Origin of the sequence: Aquabacterium sp. A7-Y, from assembly GCF_026153205.1 — a bacterium.
Classification (GTDB): domain Bacteria; phylum Pseudomonadota; class Gammaproteobacteria; order Burkholderiales; family Burkholderiaceae_C; genus Caldimonas.
Genome location: NZ_JAPFBW010000014.1, coordinates 1 through 15,234, shown reverse-complemented (window position 1 = coordinate 15,234; position 15,234 = coordinate 1). Strand labels below are relative to the sequence as shown.

At 70.8% G+C, this 15,234-nt stretch carries 12 protein-coding genes and 1 tRNA gene; 4 read left to right on the top strand and 9 right to left on the bottom strand.

Annotated elements, in window-relative coordinates; translation table 11 throughout:
- The 7 genes from OOT46_RS14260 to OOT46_RS14230 form a co-directional block, all read right to left on the bottom strand.
- Entirely contained in the window at positions 1-1,197 is a 1,197-nt protein-coding gene (locus OOT46_RS14260) for a VWA domain-containing protein (RefSeq protein WP_265404280.1), read from the bottom strand.
- Complete coding sequence (locus OOT46_RS14255; protein WP_265404279.1) at positions 1,194-3,548, bottom strand: DUF5682 family protein; 2,355 nt, start codon at positions 3,546-3,548, stop codon at positions 1,194-1,196. The genes OOT46_RS14260 and OOT46_RS14255 overlap by 4 nt, the downstream gene beginning before the upstream one ends.
- Positions 3,549-3,558: 10 nt before the next feature.
- Positions 3,559-4,653: an ATP-binding protein gene (locus OOT46_RS14250; protein WP_265404278.1), complete on the bottom strand. Its 1,095-nt coding sequence runs from the start codon at positions 4,651-4,653 to the stop codon at positions 3,559-3,561.
- Positions 4,650-6,197 carry a DUF5691 domain-containing protein gene (locus OOT46_RS14245; protein ID WP_265404277.1) on the bottom strand — a complete coding sequence of 516 codons (1,548 nt, stop codon included), beginning with the start codon at positions 6,195-6,197 and terminating at the stop codon, positions 4,650-4,652. The genes OOT46_RS14250 and OOT46_RS14245 overlap by 4 nt, the downstream gene beginning before the upstream one ends.
- Positions 6,194-7,519, bottom strand: a complete 1,326-nt coding sequence (locus OOT46_RS14240; protein ID WP_265404276.1) for an SWIM zinc finger family protein — start codon at positions 7,517-7,519, stop codon at positions 6,194-6,196. The genes OOT46_RS14245 and OOT46_RS14240 overlap by 4 nt, the downstream gene beginning before the upstream one ends.
- Before the next feature lie 142 nt (positions 7,520-7,661).
- Complete coding sequence (locus OOT46_RS14235; protein ID WP_265404275.1) at positions 7,662-8,351, bottom strand: TIGR02594 family protein; 690 nt, start codon at positions 8,349-8,351, stop codon at positions 7,662-7,664.
- 27 nt (positions 8,352-8,378) lie between these two features.
- Positions 8,379-8,813 carry a hypothetical protein gene (locus OOT46_RS14230; protein ID WP_265404274.1) on the bottom strand — a complete coding sequence of 145 codons (435 nt, stop codon included), beginning with the start codon at positions 8,811-8,813 and terminating at the stop codon, positions 8,379-8,381.
- 599 nt (positions 8,814-9,412) lie between these two features.
- On the opposite strand from OOT46_RS14230, the gene OOT46_RS14225 reads away from it, so the two are divergent.
- Positions 9,413-10,081: an SH3 domain-containing protein gene (locus OOT46_RS14225; protein WP_265404273.1), complete on the top strand. Its 669-nt coding sequence runs from the start codon at positions 9,413-9,415 to the stop codon at positions 10,079-10,081.
- A gap of 180 nt (positions 10,082-10,261) precedes the next feature.
- Here the strand turns inward: OOT46_RS14225 and OOT46_RS14220 are convergent.
- Positions 10,262-10,338 (bottom strand) — tRNA-Ile (locus OOT46_RS14220).
- Positions 10,339-10,429: 91 nt separating this feature from the next.
- A complete protein-coding gene (gene hrcA / locus OOT46_RS14215; protein ID WP_265404272.1) occupies positions 10,430-11,446 on the bottom strand; it encodes a heat-inducible transcriptional repressor HrcA in 1,017 nt (338 codons plus the stop codon).
- 178 nt (positions 11,447-11,624) lie between these two features.
- On the opposite strand from hrcA, the gene OOT46_RS14210 reads away from it, so the two are divergent.
- Genes OOT46_RS14210 through rapZ form a run of 3 tightly spaced genes read left to right on the top strand, consistent with a single transcriptional unit; the run spans position 11,625 to position 15,138 of the window.
- Positions 11,625-12,503, top strand: coding sequence for an NAD kinase (locus OOT46_RS14210; protein ID WP_265404271.1), 879 nt, complete (start codon positions 11,625-11,627; stop codon positions 12,501-12,503).
- Positions 12,503-14,212, top strand: a complete 1,710-nt coding sequence (gene recN / locus OOT46_RS14205; RefSeq protein WP_265404270.1) for a DNA repair protein RecN — start codon at positions 12,503-12,505, stop codon at positions 14,210-14,212. The genes OOT46_RS14210 and recN overlap by 1 nt, the downstream gene beginning before the upstream one ends.
- On the top strand, positions 14,212-15,138 hold the full coding sequence (gene rapZ / locus OOT46_RS14200; protein WP_265404269.1) for an RNase adapter RapZ: 927 nt from the start codon (positions 14,212-14,214) through the stop codon (positions 15,136-15,138). Before recN ends, rapZ begins: the two co-directional genes overlap by 1 nt.
- Positions 15,139-15,234: the final 96 nt, after the last annotated feature.

Sequence of the window (15,234 nt, the reverse complement as noted above, 5' to 3'; positions counted from 1 at the left end):
TCAGCCCGCCGCACGCTGGGTCACCAGTCCCTGCGCCGCGGCCCAGCCGGCGATGTCATCGCGCCGGATGGCGGCGGCCATCAGCCCCGGGAAGGCATCGGGCGTGCAGGCGAAGGAAGGCACGCCGAGCGCCGCCAGCTTCGCTGCCAGCGCGCGGTCGTAGGCCGGCGCCCCTTCGTCGCTCAGGGCCAGCAGGGTGACGAACTGCACCCCGGACTCCACCAGGTCGGCCGCGCGGCGCAGCAGCTGCGCTTCCACGCCGCCCTCGTAGAGGTCGGAGATCAGCACGAAGATGGCGTTGCGCGGCTCGCGGATGATGGACTGGCAGTAGCTCACCGCGCCGTTGATGTCGGTGCCCCCGCCCAGCTGCACGCCGAACAGCAGCTCCACCGGGTCGTCGAGCTTGTCGCTCAGGTCGACCACCGAGGTGTCGAACACCACCAGGCGCGTGCTGACCGCCGGCAGCGAGGCCAGCACCGCGCCGAAGATGCTCGAATACACCACCGAGTTCGCCATCGAGCCGCTCTGGTCGATGCACAGCACCACCTCGCGCTGCGGCCGCCGCGACTTGCGGCCCCAGCCGTGCAGCTGCTGCGGCACCACGGTGCGGTACTCGGGCTGCCAGTGGCGCAGGTTGGCGCGGATGGTGCGGTGCCAGTCGATCTCGCTGTGGCGCGGCCGCCGGTTGCGCTGGCTGCGGTCGAGCGCGCCGCTCACCGCCGAGCGCATCGGCTCCTCGAGCCGCCGCATCAGGTCGTCGACCACCTTCTGCACCACCAGCCGGGCGGTGGCCTTGGTCTTGGCCGGAATCACGCCGGCCAGCGAGATCAGGTTGGCCACCAGGTGCACGTCCGGCTGCACGCTTTCCAGCATCTCCGGCTGCAGCAGCATGTCGCGCAGGTTCAGGCGCTGCAGCGCATCGTGCTGCATCACCTGCACCACCGAGCTCGGGAAGTACTTGCGGATGTCACCCAGCCAGCGCGCCACCGTGGGGGCCGAACCGCCACGGCCTCCGCGCCGGTTGCCGCCACCGAGCCCATGCGGCCCGTCCGGCTCGTAGAGGGCCGCGAGCGCCTGGTCGAGTTCGGTCAGCGGGCCACCCAGCGCGCCGCAGCTCGCCTCGGCTTCGCTGCCGAGCACCAGGCGCCAGCGGCGCAGGCGCTGCGTTTCATCGGGGAGCAGGGTGTCGTCACTCATGAGGCGAGTCCGATCAGTTGGCGCAAGGTCGGCAGGGGCAGGGCCGCGCGCGCCTCGTCCCAGCCCGCGTCGGCCGGGGTTGCGGTCGCGGCGGCACCCGCCGAACCGCGCGCGCGCACGCCGAGGTCGCGCCGCTCGCCGGCACTGAAGGCGGCGAAGGTACGCCTTGTCAGCGGCAGCACCGCGAGGAAGTGCTCTTCGCTCAGTTGCGCGAGCCAGCCGTCCACCAGCGCCCACACGGTGGGGTCGTGCAACAGCACCGCGGCATTGCGGTTGAGGAAGCCGTCCAGCCAGGCCGCCGCCTGGGCCGGCGGAGCGCCGCGCGAGAGCTGCAGTTCCAGGGTCTGTGCCACCTCGCGCGTTTCGAGCGCAGCGTCGTCCAGCAGCAGTCGGCTGGCGAGCCCGGCCAGCAGCGCGTGGCTGCCGGACTGCTGCCTCAGGCTGCCCAGCGCGCGGCGCCAGGCTTCGCTCTGCTCGGGGGCGGCACGCAAGGCCACGGCACCATGGGCCGCCAGCATCTGCTCGCGCAAGGCCTCGGCGGCGCTGTCGTCCAGCGAGGTGCAGGCCAGCGGCAAGCCGATGCAGGCGCGCACGATCAGGCCGTCCAGCACATGGGCGACCAGCGCACCGTCGGTCTGCCGCACGCTGCCGTAGCGGAACACATTGGCCAGCGGGGGCAGGGCCGCGAGCAGCTGCATCGCGTCGCCGGTGCCGGCGGCGCGGCGCTCCAGCGCCTGGGTCACCGGCTCGACGGCGTCGGGCAGCTCGGCCAGCAGCACCTGGTCGACCAGCGCCGCGAGTTCCTGGAGGCTGGAAGCCTGTGCGGCGCGATCCATTACGCGCGCGGTGCTCGCCTGCAGCACCGTGCGGCCCCAGCGGCTCGCCTCGATCAGGCGCAGTGCGTACTCCGGCCGCCATTGCAGGGACCACACCTCGTGGAAGGTGCCGCGCGCGTTGCGGCCGGTGCGCGCGATCTCCCCCCAGGGCACGTCGAGCAGCCGAAGACGGTGCAGCAGCCGGCTGCGCGCGAGATCGTTGGTGTTGCGCAGATCCAGGTCCAGCGTGCGGCTCAGGGCTTCCGGTTTGAGGCGCAGCGATTTCTGCGCCTGTTCGACATCGCGCTGCAAGGGCACCGCCGGCACGTCGGCCGGTACCGTGCCGAGCCGGTCGCCGACCACGAGGTCGGCCTCGACCAGGCGCAGCACCGTGTCGTCGCCCATGCACAGCACCGTACGAACCGCCTCGTTGAGATCGTCCAGGCCGGGTTGCGGCCGATCACGCAGGGCGGCCAGCGTCTCGGCCAGGCGGGCGGCTTCGATCAAATGGGCGGACGAGCAGTCCAGGTCCCGGTCGCGCATCAGGCGCGCGACGCGGGCCAGCCAGCCCACTGCGCGCGACGGCTGCCCGGCGTTGCCACCGCTCCACAGGTGCTCGTACCAGCCCGGCGAGGTCACGCCGGCGCCGTAGCCGCTGCTGCGTGCGAGGTGCCGGTAGGTCCAGGGGATCCAGGTGCTGTGGACCTTGACCCTGGGCAGGCCCTTGAGCAGCTGCTGGTCGGCCTTGGCCGGCGTGTTTGTTTGCAAGGCCGCCAGGTGCCAGGCGCCGCAGACCACCGCGATACGTTCATGCCCGGCCTTCTGTGCCTCGCGCAAACACTGACGCATGTGGGCCTCGCGCAGCGCCTCGCGGCGGGCCTCCTCGGGATCGCGCCGTCCCTGCTCGCCGAGTTCGAGCCGCAGGGTCAGCATGGCTTCGGCAATGGCTGCGAACAGTTCCTCGCCGTCGCCGCGCTCCTCGACCATGTGGTTCCACCAGCTTTCGCCGTCGGCATGGCCGGCGGCCCGGGCGAGCCAGTCCAGCGGGTCGTCCGTGTCGGGCCGCTCGGCGACTGGCTCGCCGCCGGACGCGTCGTCCAGCACCCCATCGGGCGCGATGTCAGGCTCCACCTCGGCTTCTGTGTCGGCCGCTTCGTTGGCCGGCGCCTCGTCTTGCTGCTTCTGCGTCTGCTGCTGCTCCAGCGCCAGCGCGTGCACCAGCGGCAGGTCGATGAAACGCACCGGCACCCCGCGCAACATGGCCCAGCGCAAGGCCTGCCACTCGGGCGAGAACACGGCGAAGGGGTGGTAGACCGCCAGCGTCGTGTCATCCGGGCAGTAGCTGAGCAGTGCCACCGGCGGCTGCATTGCCTCGTCCACGATCGCCCGCAGCAGGCCTTCGGCCTCCGGTGCGCCCTCGACCAGCAGGCAGTCGGGCTGCAGCGCGTCGAGCGCCTTCAGCAGGCTGCGCGCGCAGCCCGGCCCGTGGTGGCGGATGCCGAAGAGGTGCGGCTTGCCGGCCGCGACAGTTCCCATCGCAGCCGACTCAGACCTGTTCGCGGCAGGCGCGGTAGAGGTCCTTCCAGTCGCTGCGCTCCTTGACCACGGTCTCGAGGTATTCCTTCCACACCACGCTGTCCTGCACCGGGTCCTTGACCACCGCGCCGATCAGGCCCGATGCCATGTCGTGCGGGCGCAGCACGCCGTCGCCGAAGTGGCCGGCCAGCGCCAGGCCGCTGCTGATCACCGAGATCGCCTCGGCGGTGGAGAGCGTGGACGTCGGCGACTTGATCTGCATCTTGCCGTCCTCGGTCCGGCCGTTGCGCAGCTCGCGGAAGATCTGCACGATGCGGCGCACCTCCTTCAAGGCCGGTGGTTCGGCCGGCAGGGCCAGCGCGCGGCCCATCTCGGCGACCCGCTTGACCACGATGGCGACCTCTTCGTCCTCGGTGGCCGGGACCGGCAGCACCACGGTGTTGAAGCGGCGCTTGAGCGCGGCGGACAGCTCGTTGACACCCTTGTCGCGGTTGTTCGCCGTGGCGATCACGCTGAAGCCGCTGACGGCCTGCACCTCGGAGCCCAGTTCGGGGATGGGCAGGGTCTTCTCCGACAGCACGGTGATCAGGCTGTCCTGCACATCCGCCGGGATGCGTGTCAGTTCCTCGATGCGCGCGATCTGGCCGCGCCGCATGGCCTGCATCAGCGGGCTGCGCACCAGGGCGTTCTCGCTCGGTCCGTGCGCCAGCAGGCTGGCGTAGTTCCAGCCGTAGCGCAGCTGCTCCTCGCTGGTGCCGGCGGTGCCCTGCACCAGCAGGGTCGAGTCGCCGCTGATCGCGGCGGCCAGGTGCTCGGACACCCAGGACTTCGCGGTGCCCGGCACGCCGTAGAGCAGCAGGGCCCGGTCGGTCGCCAGCGTGGCCACCGCGATTTCCATCAGGCGGCGGTTGCCGATGTACTTGGGGCTGACCTCGTAGCCGTTGTCGAGCCGGCCGCCCATCAGGTAGGTGACCGCCGCCCAGGGCGACAGCTTCCAGTGCTCGGGGCGATGGCGCTGGTCGTGGCGCTGCAGCTCGGCCAGCTCCTCCGCGAAGCGCTGTTCGGCATGCTGGCGCAGGACGTGGGAGGCAGAGGAGGTGCTCATGGTGCGGTGGGGGCGGAAGTCGGTGAGTGAAAGACACGCCGGGCCTCGACGATGCGGCTTGCGGTGTGGAGGGCTTCGGCATGGGCCGGGGTTTCGTTCCCGCTTTGCGGCAGCGCGGCCAGCAAGGACAGGGTCGATGGGTGCAACAGGCAGCACAGCTCGGGCAGCACCGGCCGCAGCGTGTAGTCGTAGACGATGCTGGGGTCGGCCAGCACACTGCGGATGACGCCGGCGAGCGCCTCCGAGAAGGCGGGCGACAGGTGCACGCCGCTCGGGCAGGCGTCGAGCAGTTGCGGCAGCAGCGTGCGCCAGGCGTTCGCGCCCTGCGACAGCTGCTGCTGCCAGTGGCGCTCGCGGCGTTCCAGGGGCAGCAGGGCGAGCAGGGCGGCGGCATCGAGGCTGGGGCCTTTGCGCGGCCAGCCGGCCAGCAGGGCTTCGATGGCCTCGAGCTCGGCGGTCTGGAGCAGCACGTCGCGCCAGGCGCGCAGCAGCGCCTCGCTCCAGTCCGACTTGAGGCCCCAGGCGACCAGTTCGGCGGGGCTCAGGCCGGTGTGGCCGCTCCACCAGGCCAGCGGCACGCGGCTCGCGAGCTGGTACAGCCACCAGCCGCGCTCGCCCAGCGACTCCTGCTTGGGGCGGGTGGCGTCGATCGCGTCCTGGTCCCAGTCGGGGCTGGCCGCGGCGGGCGCCTCGATCTGCCAGCGGCGGCGCAGCGGCGACTGCTCCTGCCGCAGCAAGGCAGCCAGGCGCTCGCCGGCGCGTCGCACGAAGGCGCTGTCGGGCAGGCGCACCAGCAGTCCCACGGCCAGCTGCCGCACCTCGCGACTGCGGTCGCCGAGCAGGCCGGTCAGCAGCGGCTCATCGTCGGGGCCGAGCCGGTGGGCCAGCGTGCCGATCAGGTCCGCGCGTTCGCGCGCCGCCAGACCCGGCAGCTCCGCGGCGAGGCGCTCGCGCGCCGCCTGCGGGTCGCGGCCGCGCTCCTGCGCGAGCAGTTCGCGGCGCTGCTCGATGCTGCCGTGGGCCCAGCGGTCCTCGTCGTCGGCTGCTGCGCTGGCGCCCGCGGCGTAGCGCCATTCCGGGTTCTGGCGAGCCAGCCACAGGCCGCGTTCACCCAGTGCTGCGATGACCGAGCTTCGCAAGGGCGTGGCGCGTCGGCCGAGATCCAGCGCCAGTGGCAGCAGCGTGGTGGGCAACCGCCATCCGGCCTCGGCCAAATGGCACAGCGCTTCGTGCTGCAGGCGCGCCGGGCCTTCGCGCAGGGCCCAGGCCAGGTGCAGCTGGAGCGCCCCGGCGGGCAGCGGCGGCCAGCGGTCGGACGCGGCGGCGGCTGGCTTCGGGGAGGTGCGCAACACGCCCTGGGCGCCGGCCCGCGAGCAGGTGGCGAGCACCGCGGCGCTTTGCAGCAGACGGGTCGCGGCATCGGGTGCCGCCGCCTCCAGCTCGCGAAGGACCGCGCCGATCGGGCCGGGCAGGGCGGCGGACCAGGCCGGCGCCCGCTCGGTCCCGACCATGGCTGCCGGCAGCAATGGGGTCCAAACGCTCATGCGTCGCCTCCTCGCTGCCACAGGCCGTCATCGTTCCAGGCGGCCAGCGGCCGCAGCGTGTTGCCGTTCCACTCGCCCATCAGCCGGGCCGGTCGGCCTCCGCAGTGCGCCAGCAGCAGCCAGCCGTCCGCCTCGCTCAGCACCAGGGTCAGCGCCCGGCCATCGGCCAGCAGCCGCCATGTCTCGCCCTCGCGCACCGGCACGACATCGGCCAGGACGAGGGGGTGCAGCTCGGTCCAGGGGGAGGCGGCCACGCGGTCTGCCAGCAGCTGCCACTCGTCCTGCCAGCTCGTGACGGCAGGCAGCACCGGCTCGGCGCTGCCGTGCAACTGCCCGATCAAGGCCCTCAAGCGGCTGGCGCCGGGGAAGAACACCACCGTGGCATCGTGCGCCTGGCCGGTGAGCCAGCCCTGCTCGAAACCCCGGCCGGCATAGGCGTGATCGAGCAGCAGCACGCGTCGCCCGGTGCTGGCGCCCTGCAGCCATACGCGACGCTCGCTGAGGCGGCCGGCGCGCTCTTCGGTGATTTGCCCGAGCACCAGCCAGCAGTCGCGCACCGGCTCGCCCTCGGCCATCACTTCGCTTTTGTCGAAGGGCCACCCGAGCACGGTGCGCAATTCGGCGCGCAGCGCGGGGCTCAGCGTCTCGCGGCGCTTGAGCGCATCGCAGGCCAGTTGCAGGCTGCCCAGCGCCGTCAGCAGGTGCTCGGGCCAGTCGCTGCCCTGACCGATCCGCTCGGCCGCGTCGAGCACACGTTGCGCCAGGCCGGGCACCTGCATGTCGACCAGGCGTGCAGCCAGCGTCTTCCACTCGCCGCGCTGTGCATCCGACAGCCCGCCCAGCCCACGCGAGGCCTGGTCGCACAACCAGCGCTGCAACTCTTCGCCGGCATGGGCCATGCGGTCCCAGCGCGACGCACTGCGTTTGGCTGCGGCCTCCGGATCGGCCGGAGCGCTCGCACCCGCCTGCGCCTTCTGTTCCTTCTTCTCGGCCTTGTCGGCGCGCGACTGCAGCCACTCGCTGACCCAGGCCGGCTGGGCCGCGCCCTGGAAGCGGGCGGGATCCGCCGCGCGCATCAACAGCAGCGCCAGGCCATGCTTGCAGGGAAACTTGCGGCTCGGGCAACTGCAGCGGAATGCGGGCCCGTTGAGATCGACCTGGGTCTGATAGGGCTTGCTGCCGCTGCCCTGGCACTCGCCCCAGACGGCGGCTGCGTCGGCGCCAACCGTTGGCCACTTCGCCGGCGCTACCAGTCCGCGGGCCGCTTTGGCCGACGTGTCGTCGGGCGCCAGTGCCAGCACCGCCTCGGCGGTCAAAGTCATTCTGATGGTTCTCCCGTCACCTCGGCGCGAGTGTAGGCGAGGTCACGGGAGAGAGGCAGGCCGGGCCGTCCCCGACACAGGGGGCTGAAAGAGCTCCCGCGCTGGGTTATGGCAGGCGGTCCCGGCCGGCGGGGCGTGCCGCCTACTTGCGGTAGCCCTTGACCTCGTAGGTGGACAGCGAAAAGCTCGAGGTCTTGACCCGGTCGCTCTGGTTGCCGCCGAGCAGGGTGATGTGGGTCGGCGTCTTCGAAACGAAAAACGCGACATGCCAGCCGGAGGTCGAACCGGTGGCCGAGCTGTAGCCGCCGGTCTTTTTCTTGAGCACGACGATCGTGCCCGGGGTCGGCTGGCTCACCGGCGTGCCCCAGGTGAGCCAGCTCTTCGCGGCAGCGCTGTTGGTGCCGGTGCCGCCGGCCTGCATGACCACCCAGTTGACGAAGGACGAGCACCAGGCGGTCTCGTCATCGGTGGCCTTGAGGGTGGTGGTCTGGTGGTATTCGGCGATGCGCGCAGTGTGCTGCCCGGGCAGCTTGTTCTCCTCGATGCCGGCCTCGTCCATCGCGATCTGCAGCCAGCGTGCCGTAGCGTCGGCCCCGCTGCCGGGCGACGCTGCCGGGACCGGCTTGAGACCCAGGGCTTGCCAGGTGCGCGGGCCGACCTTGCCGTCTGCTGTCAGCCCCTTGGATCGCTGGAAGGCGATCACGGCCTGCTCGGTGCGCGGGCCGAAACGTCCGTCCGCCTTGAGCCGCGGGCGGGACGCCAGGGCCGAGTTCAGCCGCAGCTGCAGCTGCGTGACCTCCGGGCCGCTGTCGTTGATCTGGATGGGCTTCATTCTTTTCTTTCCTCTCCCTGCCGATGTTCATTCGTTGACGTAGGCGATGACAAAACGCCACCCTTCGGGCCCGAGGTGGAACAGCCATTCGCCGACGCGGAACTGCTGTCCTTCTGCGGTGCAGAAGCCGTCCTGCAAGCGCGGATGGGCCAGGACATAGCTCTTCATGGTCGTGGCTTCGGCGCTCAGGCCGGGGTCGGCGTTCAGCAGCCTGGGCCACCAGTGGCCCAACTGGCTGCGGGCCACCGAGTGCTCGTCGCTCTCGTCCAGCGGGCCGTGGACCTCGAGCGGAAAGCGGGTCAGGCCGGCGACGGTCTTGACATCGCCTTTCAGTGCGGCAGCCCGGAAAGTCGTCCAGTAGCTCTGGGCGCTGTCGGGGCACGGGGCGGCCTTGGCCGCCGTGGCCGGCGTCGCGCAAGACAGTGCGAGCAGCAAGGCGCTGCACGGTCCCCATGAGTTCATGCGTCGCAAGTTCATCAAGGTGGGCGGTTGCCTGGGTGACGGCGCGGGGTGAACCTTGGAAGCCAGCTGAGCTGGCAGGCTTCGGCGCCATCGTGCAGATCTCGTTGAGGGATTCCGGTGCGGGCACTCACACCGCTCGACGCTCCTCACTCTGCCTGCTTCTTCCGAGCCGCGCCACAAGCTGCGGGGCGCGCAGCGACACTCAGGGGAAGGAAGGCGCATTCCGACGGATGCTCGGTCCTGCTGTGGACGTGAGCCATCGGCGGGAGGCGGCGACTTTGTCCGCGCCAAGACGCGGTGGAGTTCGAACAGCGACTCCGCCGGGAGCCGCAAAGCGTCGTCCTCCAGGAAAGCGGTCTCGATGGGGTCGAGCAGTCGGCATGACGGCCGCCACCATTGCACTTCGTCACTCGGACGGCTGGCCCCGTCAGGCCGCCGGCTTCGATAATGCGGACGGACCGCCCGCGGCAACCCGCCGAAAACAGCGGCCGCCGACATCAACACCTGGTCTGCCGGTTGCCAGCCCATTCCTCAGAACCTTTACTCCGGCTTCCTCGCCGCGCTCGGCGGGGTCAGGTCGTTCTGCGACGTGCTCATCGATGGCCGCTGACCGCCTCCTTCGCCTTGCCGTTTCGCTGCTCGCCTGCGCCACCCTCGCCGGCTGCGCCGCCGCGGCTCCGGCCTCGCCTCGCGCCTGTTCGTTCGGCGCGTTCGTCGAGGAGACCGACTCCGCGGGCCTCAACGTGCGCGCAGCGCCGAATGCCTCCGCCGCTGTGCTCGGCACGTTGCCCCCCACATGGGCTGACGCGTTCGCGGGCGGCTTTCAGGTGCGAGTGGAGGTCGAGGTCACCGCAGCTGCCGATGGCTGGTTCCGCATCCGCCACGCGCGCGACAACGAGGAATTGACCGGCCGTTCCGCACGGCCGGTGTATGGCGGCGAAGGCTGGGTCAGCGGCCGCAAGCTCGTCGTGAAGTCGCAGGCTACGGGCGGGCGCGCCCGCCCGGCGTCCGGCGCGCCGGTGGTGCTGCGGCTGGGCGAGGGCGACAGCTTCGACAACGACACGATGGTGGCCGCGGGCCGGCTGGTGGGCTGCGACGGGGTGTGGGCGCTGGTCGAGTATGCCGACGACCGCCTGCCGGCCGAGGTGCGCGGCGCGCTGCACGTCGCGCCGGCCGCGCGCTCGGGGTTGCCGGCCGGACGCTTCCGAGCCTGGGTCGATCAGGTCTGCGCGCTGCAGGAGACGAGCTGCGACGGGCCGGGCCGCTGATCGCACTCGCTCATGGTTGAACCGGTCTTGAAGCGCGGATAAGCGCCTTCCAGGTCCAGACCGGGTTTCGACGATGGTGGGCCGGGCTTCGGATCAGTGCAGCGCGGATACGCTGTACCGGGGCACGAACCGGCAGGGAAGATGGGCCTGCCAAGATGGCCCGCTACCCGCACGAATGTTTGGTAGGCCGTGCAGGGCTCGAACCTGCGACCAAAGGATTATGAGTCCTCTGCTCTAACCAACTGAGCTAACGGCCCTCTCCGTGCGCTCGGATCGCCTTGCACGACTCCCGCGCCGAAAGGCGTGATTGTAGGGGCTGCGGTGCCGCGGCCGGGCCCCGCCGAAGCGCTACTTCTGGCTCAGCGCGTTCGACACCAGGCGGGCGGTGATGTCGACGATGCGGATCATGCGGTCGTAGGCCATGCGGGTGGGGCCGATGACGCCCAGCGTACCGACGATCTGGCCGTTCACCTCGTAGGGCGCCGAGACCACCGACAGCTCCTCGAAGGGCACCACCTGACTCTCGCCGCCGATGTAGATACGCACGCCCTCGGCGCGGCTGGATACCTCCAGCAGGCGCATCAGCTGGGTCTTCTGCTCGAACAGGTCGAACAGCTTGCGCAGCGACGCGAGGTCGCTCGACAGGTCCTGCACCTGCAGCAGATTGCGCTCACCGGACACGACCACCGGGTCGTTCTCGGCCATCGCGTCGGAGCCGGCCTGCACCGCAGCCTGCATCAGCTGCGCGATCTCGCTGCGCAGCGCGTCGACCTCGTTTTTCAGGCGCTGGCGCACCTCCTCGATCGCAAGCCCCGCGTAGTGGGTGTTCAGGAAGTTGGTCGCCTCCACCAGCTGCGACTGGCTGTAGTCGTGCTCGGTGAAGATGACCCGGTTCTGCACGTCGCCGTCGGGGGAGACCAGGATCACCAGGATGCGCCGGTCCGACAGGCGCAGGAACTCGATGTGGCGGAACGCCGAGGGCTGGCGCGGCGAGGTCACCACGCCGACGAACTGCGACAGGTTGGACAGCAGCTGCGCGGCGTTGGCGATCACGCGCTTGGGCTGGTCGGGCTGCAGCTGCTCGGCCACTTCGAAGCCGGTGGGGTCGAAGTCGCGCGATTGCACGGTCAGCATGGTGTCGACGAACAGGCGATAGCCGCGCGCGGTCGGTATCCGCCCCGCCGAGGTGTGCGGGCTGGCGATCAGGCCCAGCTCCTCGAGGTCGGCCATGACGTTGCGGATGGTCGCCGGCGAAAGCTCCAGACCCGAGGCCTTGGAGAGCGTGCGCGAACCCACCGGCTGGCCGTCCGCGATGTAGCGTTCGACCAGCGTTTTCAGCAGCATCCGGGAGCGATCGTCCAACATGAAAAAGATTGTAGGCCGGCTGGCGGACCGTGCGGTAGGGCACTTTACGCAGGCGGCGCGACCGGATCCCCGGCCGGTCGGCGTCCGGGGCGGCAGGACGACGCCAGACCGCCTGTCATCCCGTGCAGCACCCGGCTGGAACGCCGGCAAAACAAGGGCGCTGTGGTGTAATCCCGCCATGCAGTCGCGCTTCCGCCACGTCGCTCTGATCGGCAAGTACCAGGCCTTGGGCATCGAGCCCGTGCTGGAGGAGATCGCGCAGTTCGTGATGCGCCTCGGCGCCGAGGTCTCGCTCGATCGCGACACCGCCCGCAACACTGATTTGCCGGGCTATCCCGCGCTCGACGTGGCAGGCGTCGGCGCTCACTGCGACCTGGCGGTCGTGGTCGGCGGCGACGGCACCATGCTGCACATTGCGCGCGAGCTGGCCCGCTACGGCGTGCCGCTGATCGGCATCAACCAGGGCCGCCTGGGTTTCATCACCGACGTGCCGGTCAACCAGGTGCAGGAGGCGCTCGGGCCCATGCTGCGCGGCGACTACGAGGAAGAACACCGCAGCATGCTCGAAGGGCAGGTGGTGCGCGACGGCGAGGTGATCTTCGACGGCATCGCGATGAACGACGTCGTGGTCAGCCGCGGCGCGACGGCCAGCATGGTCGAGCTGCGCGTCGAGGTGGGCGACCAGTTCGTGGCCAACCTGCGGGCCGATGGTCTCATCGTCGCTTCGCCAACCGGCTCGACCGCGTACGCGCTGTCGGCCGGCGGCCCGATCCTGCATCCGGGCATCAAGGGCTGGGTGATCGTGCCGATCGCGCCGCACACCTTGTCGAACCGTCCCATCGTGCTGCCCGATGCCAGCCACATCTCGGTGGAGATCGTGGCAGGGCGCGACGCCAGCGCCAATTTCGACATGCAGAGCCTGGCCAGCCTGTTGCACGGCGACCGCATCCTGGTGCGGCGCTCGGCGCACCAGGTGCGCTTCCTGCATCCCAGGGGCTGGAGCTATTACGGCACCTTGAGGAAAAAACTGCACTGGAACGAAGGGGTGGGGTCCTGATGCTGCGCCGCATCGTCTTGCGCGATTTCGTCATCGTCAGCGAGCTCGACGTCGAGTTCGCGGGCGGCTTTTCGGTCCTGACCGGTGAAACCGGCGCCGGCAAGTCCATCCTGATCGACGCGCTGCAGCTGGCGCTCGGCAGCCGCGGTGACGCCGGTGTCGTGCGCGAAGGCGCCTCGCGCACCGAGATCACCGCCGCCTTCGACCTGCCGGCCTCGCTGCTGCCCTGGCTGGAGGAAGCCGGCTTCGACAGCGGCGACGAACTGCTGCTGCGCCGCACCATCGATGCCCAGGGCAAGAGCCGCGCGTGGATCAACGGCAGCGCCGCCACGGTGGCCCAGCTCAAGGCAGCCGGCGAACACCTGGTGGACATCCACGGCCAGCACGCCTGGCAGAGCCTGACCCGCAACGACTCGGTGCGTGCGCTGCTGGACGCCTATGCCGGCACCGACCTCAAGCCCCTGTCGGCCGCCTGGGGCGCCTGGCGCGAGGCGCAGCAGCGCCTCGACGAGGCCCGCCACTCGCAGGCCGACCTGGAGCGCGAACGCGAACGCCTGAGCTGGCAGATCGGCGAGGTCGACAAGCTCGCCCCCGGCAGCGACGAGTGGGAAGAGCTCAACGCCGAGCACAAGCGCTTGAGTCACGCCCAGGCCCTGCTCGACGCGGTGCAAGGCGCTCTCGAAGCGGTCAGCGAGGCCGAAAGCAGTGCCGATGCGCTGGCCGGCCGCGCGGTCGAGAAGCTGGAGGCCGTGGCCGAGTACGACAGCTCGCTGCAGGCCGTGGTGGAGGTGCTGACAAGCGCCCAGGCCCAGCTGCAGGACGCCTCGCACACCCTGCACGGCTACCTGCGCCACGCCGAGCTCGATCCGGATCGCCTGCAGGAGCTGGATGAGCGTCTGTCGGCCTGGATCGGCCTGGCGCGCCGCTACCGCCGCCCGCCGGAGGAACTGCCCGCGCTGCTCGAAGCGTGGAAGGCCGAGTTGCGCCAGCTCGAGGAGTCGGCCGATCTCGAAGCGCTGGAGCGCAGCGCGGCCGCGGCGCGCAAGGCCTACGACGCTGCCGCGCGGCTGGTGTCGCAAGCACGCCGCCAGGCCGCGCCGAGGCTGTCGGCGGCGGTGACCCAGGCCATGCAGGTGCTGGGCATGGCCGGTGGCCGTTTCGAGGTCAGCCTGGTCGCGCTTGATGCGCCGCAATCCTTCGGCCTCGAAGGCGTCGAGTTCCTGGTGGCCGGGCACGAGGGCAGCACGCCGCGCCCGCTGGGCAAGGTGGCTTCCGGCGGCGAGCTCTCACGCATCTCGCTGGCGATCGCCGTGACCACCAGCCGGCTCGGCGAGGCCGGCACGCTGATCTTCGACGAGATCGACACCGGCGTCGGCGGCGCGGTGGCCGACACGGTCGGACGCCTGATGAAGCAGCTCGGCCGCGACCGGCAGGTGCTGGCCGTCACCCATCTTCCGCAAGTTGCCGCCTGTGCCGACCAGCACCTGCTGGTCAGCAAGGCCAGCAGCGGCGGTGTCACCACCAGCGGCGTCGCGCCGGTCGGCGGCGAGCAGCGCGTGGCCGAGATCGCCCGCATGATGGGGGGCCAGCAGCTCTCGGGCACCAGCTTCGCGCATGCACAGGAAATGCTCGCGACCGCGACAGCGGCCGCGACCGAGGCGCCGGCCGCCGCACCCAAGGACACCGCGGCCCGCACACGGAAACGCTGATGAGCTCTCCCGCTAACGATTCGAACGCTGCCGCCTCGCCGCCTTCGTGGCGCGAGGTGGTGCTGATCACCGGCATCTCGGGCTCCGGCAAGTCGGTGGCGCTGCACGCGCTGGAGGACGCGGGCTATTTCTGCGTCGACAACCTGCCGCCCGAGTTGATCGAGAGTTTCGTGGCGCTGGAGCATGCGCGCTCGACCGCCCGGCTGGCGATTGCCGCCGATGTGCGCAGCGCCCGCTCCCTGCCCCATCTGCTGCCGGCCATGGACAAGCTGCGCGAGGCGGGTGTCACGGTGCGCTCGGTGTTCCTCGACGCCTCGACCGATACGCTGGTGCGGCGTTTCTCGGAGACGCGTCGGCGCCACCCACTGTCCGAGCAGTCCTCCGCGGGCGGCGACGCGCACCATGCGCTGATCGAGGCCATCGAGCTGGAGCGCGAGCTGCTGTCCGAGCTGCGCCAGATCTCCAGCGTGGTCGACACCAGCGAGCTGCGCACTGCCCAGCTGCGCAGCTGGATCCGCAACCTGGTGCAGGCGCCGGCCGCCAAGTTGACGCTGGTGTTCGAGTCCTTCGCCTTCAAGCACGGGGTGCCACTGGACGCCGACTACGTCTTCGATGTGCGGGTGCTGCCCAACCCGCACTACGTGCGCGAGCTGCGCCCGCAGACCGGCCGCGACGCCGACGTGGTGGACTACCTGGAGGCCCAGCCCGAGGTGCCCGAGATGGTGGCCCAGATCGAGGCCTTCATCCGGCGTTGGCTGCCGGCCTTCGAGCAGGACCAGCGCAGCTATCTCACCGTGGCCATCGGATGCACGGGCGGGCAGCACCGCTCGGTCTACTGTGTTGAACAACTCGCCCGGCGCTTCCAGGCGCGTGGCACCACCTTGATCCGCCATCGGGAACTCGATGCGCGCGATGCTTCGGCATGAGCGGGGTGCTGTCCTCTCCCCGGGCCGCCGCGCCGGGCCGCCCCGAGCAAGGCCCGACCCTCTCGGAGGGTCGCTGGCCGTACCCGGACAGCGGGG

Bases quoted from the DNA above. Each gene is read 5' to 3' on its own strand.
- OOT46_RS14240 (WP_265404276.1), bottom strand. From the start codon at position 7,519: ATGACTTTGACCGCCGAGGCGGTGCTGGCACTGGCGCCCGACGACACG.
- recN (WP_265404270.1), top strand. From the start codon at position 12,503: ATGCTGCGCCGCATCGTCTTGCGCGATTTCGTCATCGTCAGCGAGCTC.
- rapZ (WP_265404269.1), top strand. From the start codon at position 14,212: ATGAGCTCTCCCGCTAACGATTCGAACGCTGCCGCCTCGCCGCCTTCG.
- OOT46_RS14225 (WP_265404273.1), top strand. From the start codon at position 9,413: ATGGCCGCTGACCGCCTCCTTCGCCTTGCCGTTTCGCTGCTCGCCTGC.
- OOT46_RS14255 (WP_265404279.1), bottom strand. From the start codon at position 3,548: ATGGGAACTGTCGCGGCCGGCAAGCCGCACCTCTTCGGCATCCGCCAC.
- OOT46_RS14230 (WP_265404274.1), bottom strand. From the start codon at position 8,813: ATGAACTCATGGGGACCGTGCAGCGCCTTGCTGCTCGCACTGTCTTGC.
- hrcA (WP_265404272.1), bottom strand. From the start codon at position 11,446: ATGTTGGACGATCGCTCCCGGATGCTGCTGAAAACGCTGGTCGAACGC.
- OOT46_RS14260 (WP_265404280.1), bottom strand. From the start codon at position 1,197: ATGAGTGACGACACCCTGCTCCCCGATGAAACGCAGCGCCTGCGCCGC.
- OOT46_RS14250 (WP_265404278.1), bottom strand. From the start codon at position 4,653: ATGAGCACCTCCTCTGCCTCCCACGTCCTGCGCCAGCATGCCGAACAG.
- OOT46_RS14245 (WP_265404277.1), bottom strand. From the start codon at position 6,197: ATGAGCGTTTGGACCCCATTGCTGCCGGCAGCCATGGTCGGGACCGAG.
- OOT46_RS14210 (WP_265404271.1), top strand. From the start codon at position 11,625: ATGCAGTCGCGCTTCCGCCACGTCGCTCTGATCGGCAAGTACCAGGCC.
- OOT46_RS14235 (WP_265404275.1), bottom strand. From the start codon at position 8,351: ATGAAGCCCATCCAGATCAACGACAGCGGCCCGGAGGTCACGCAGCTG.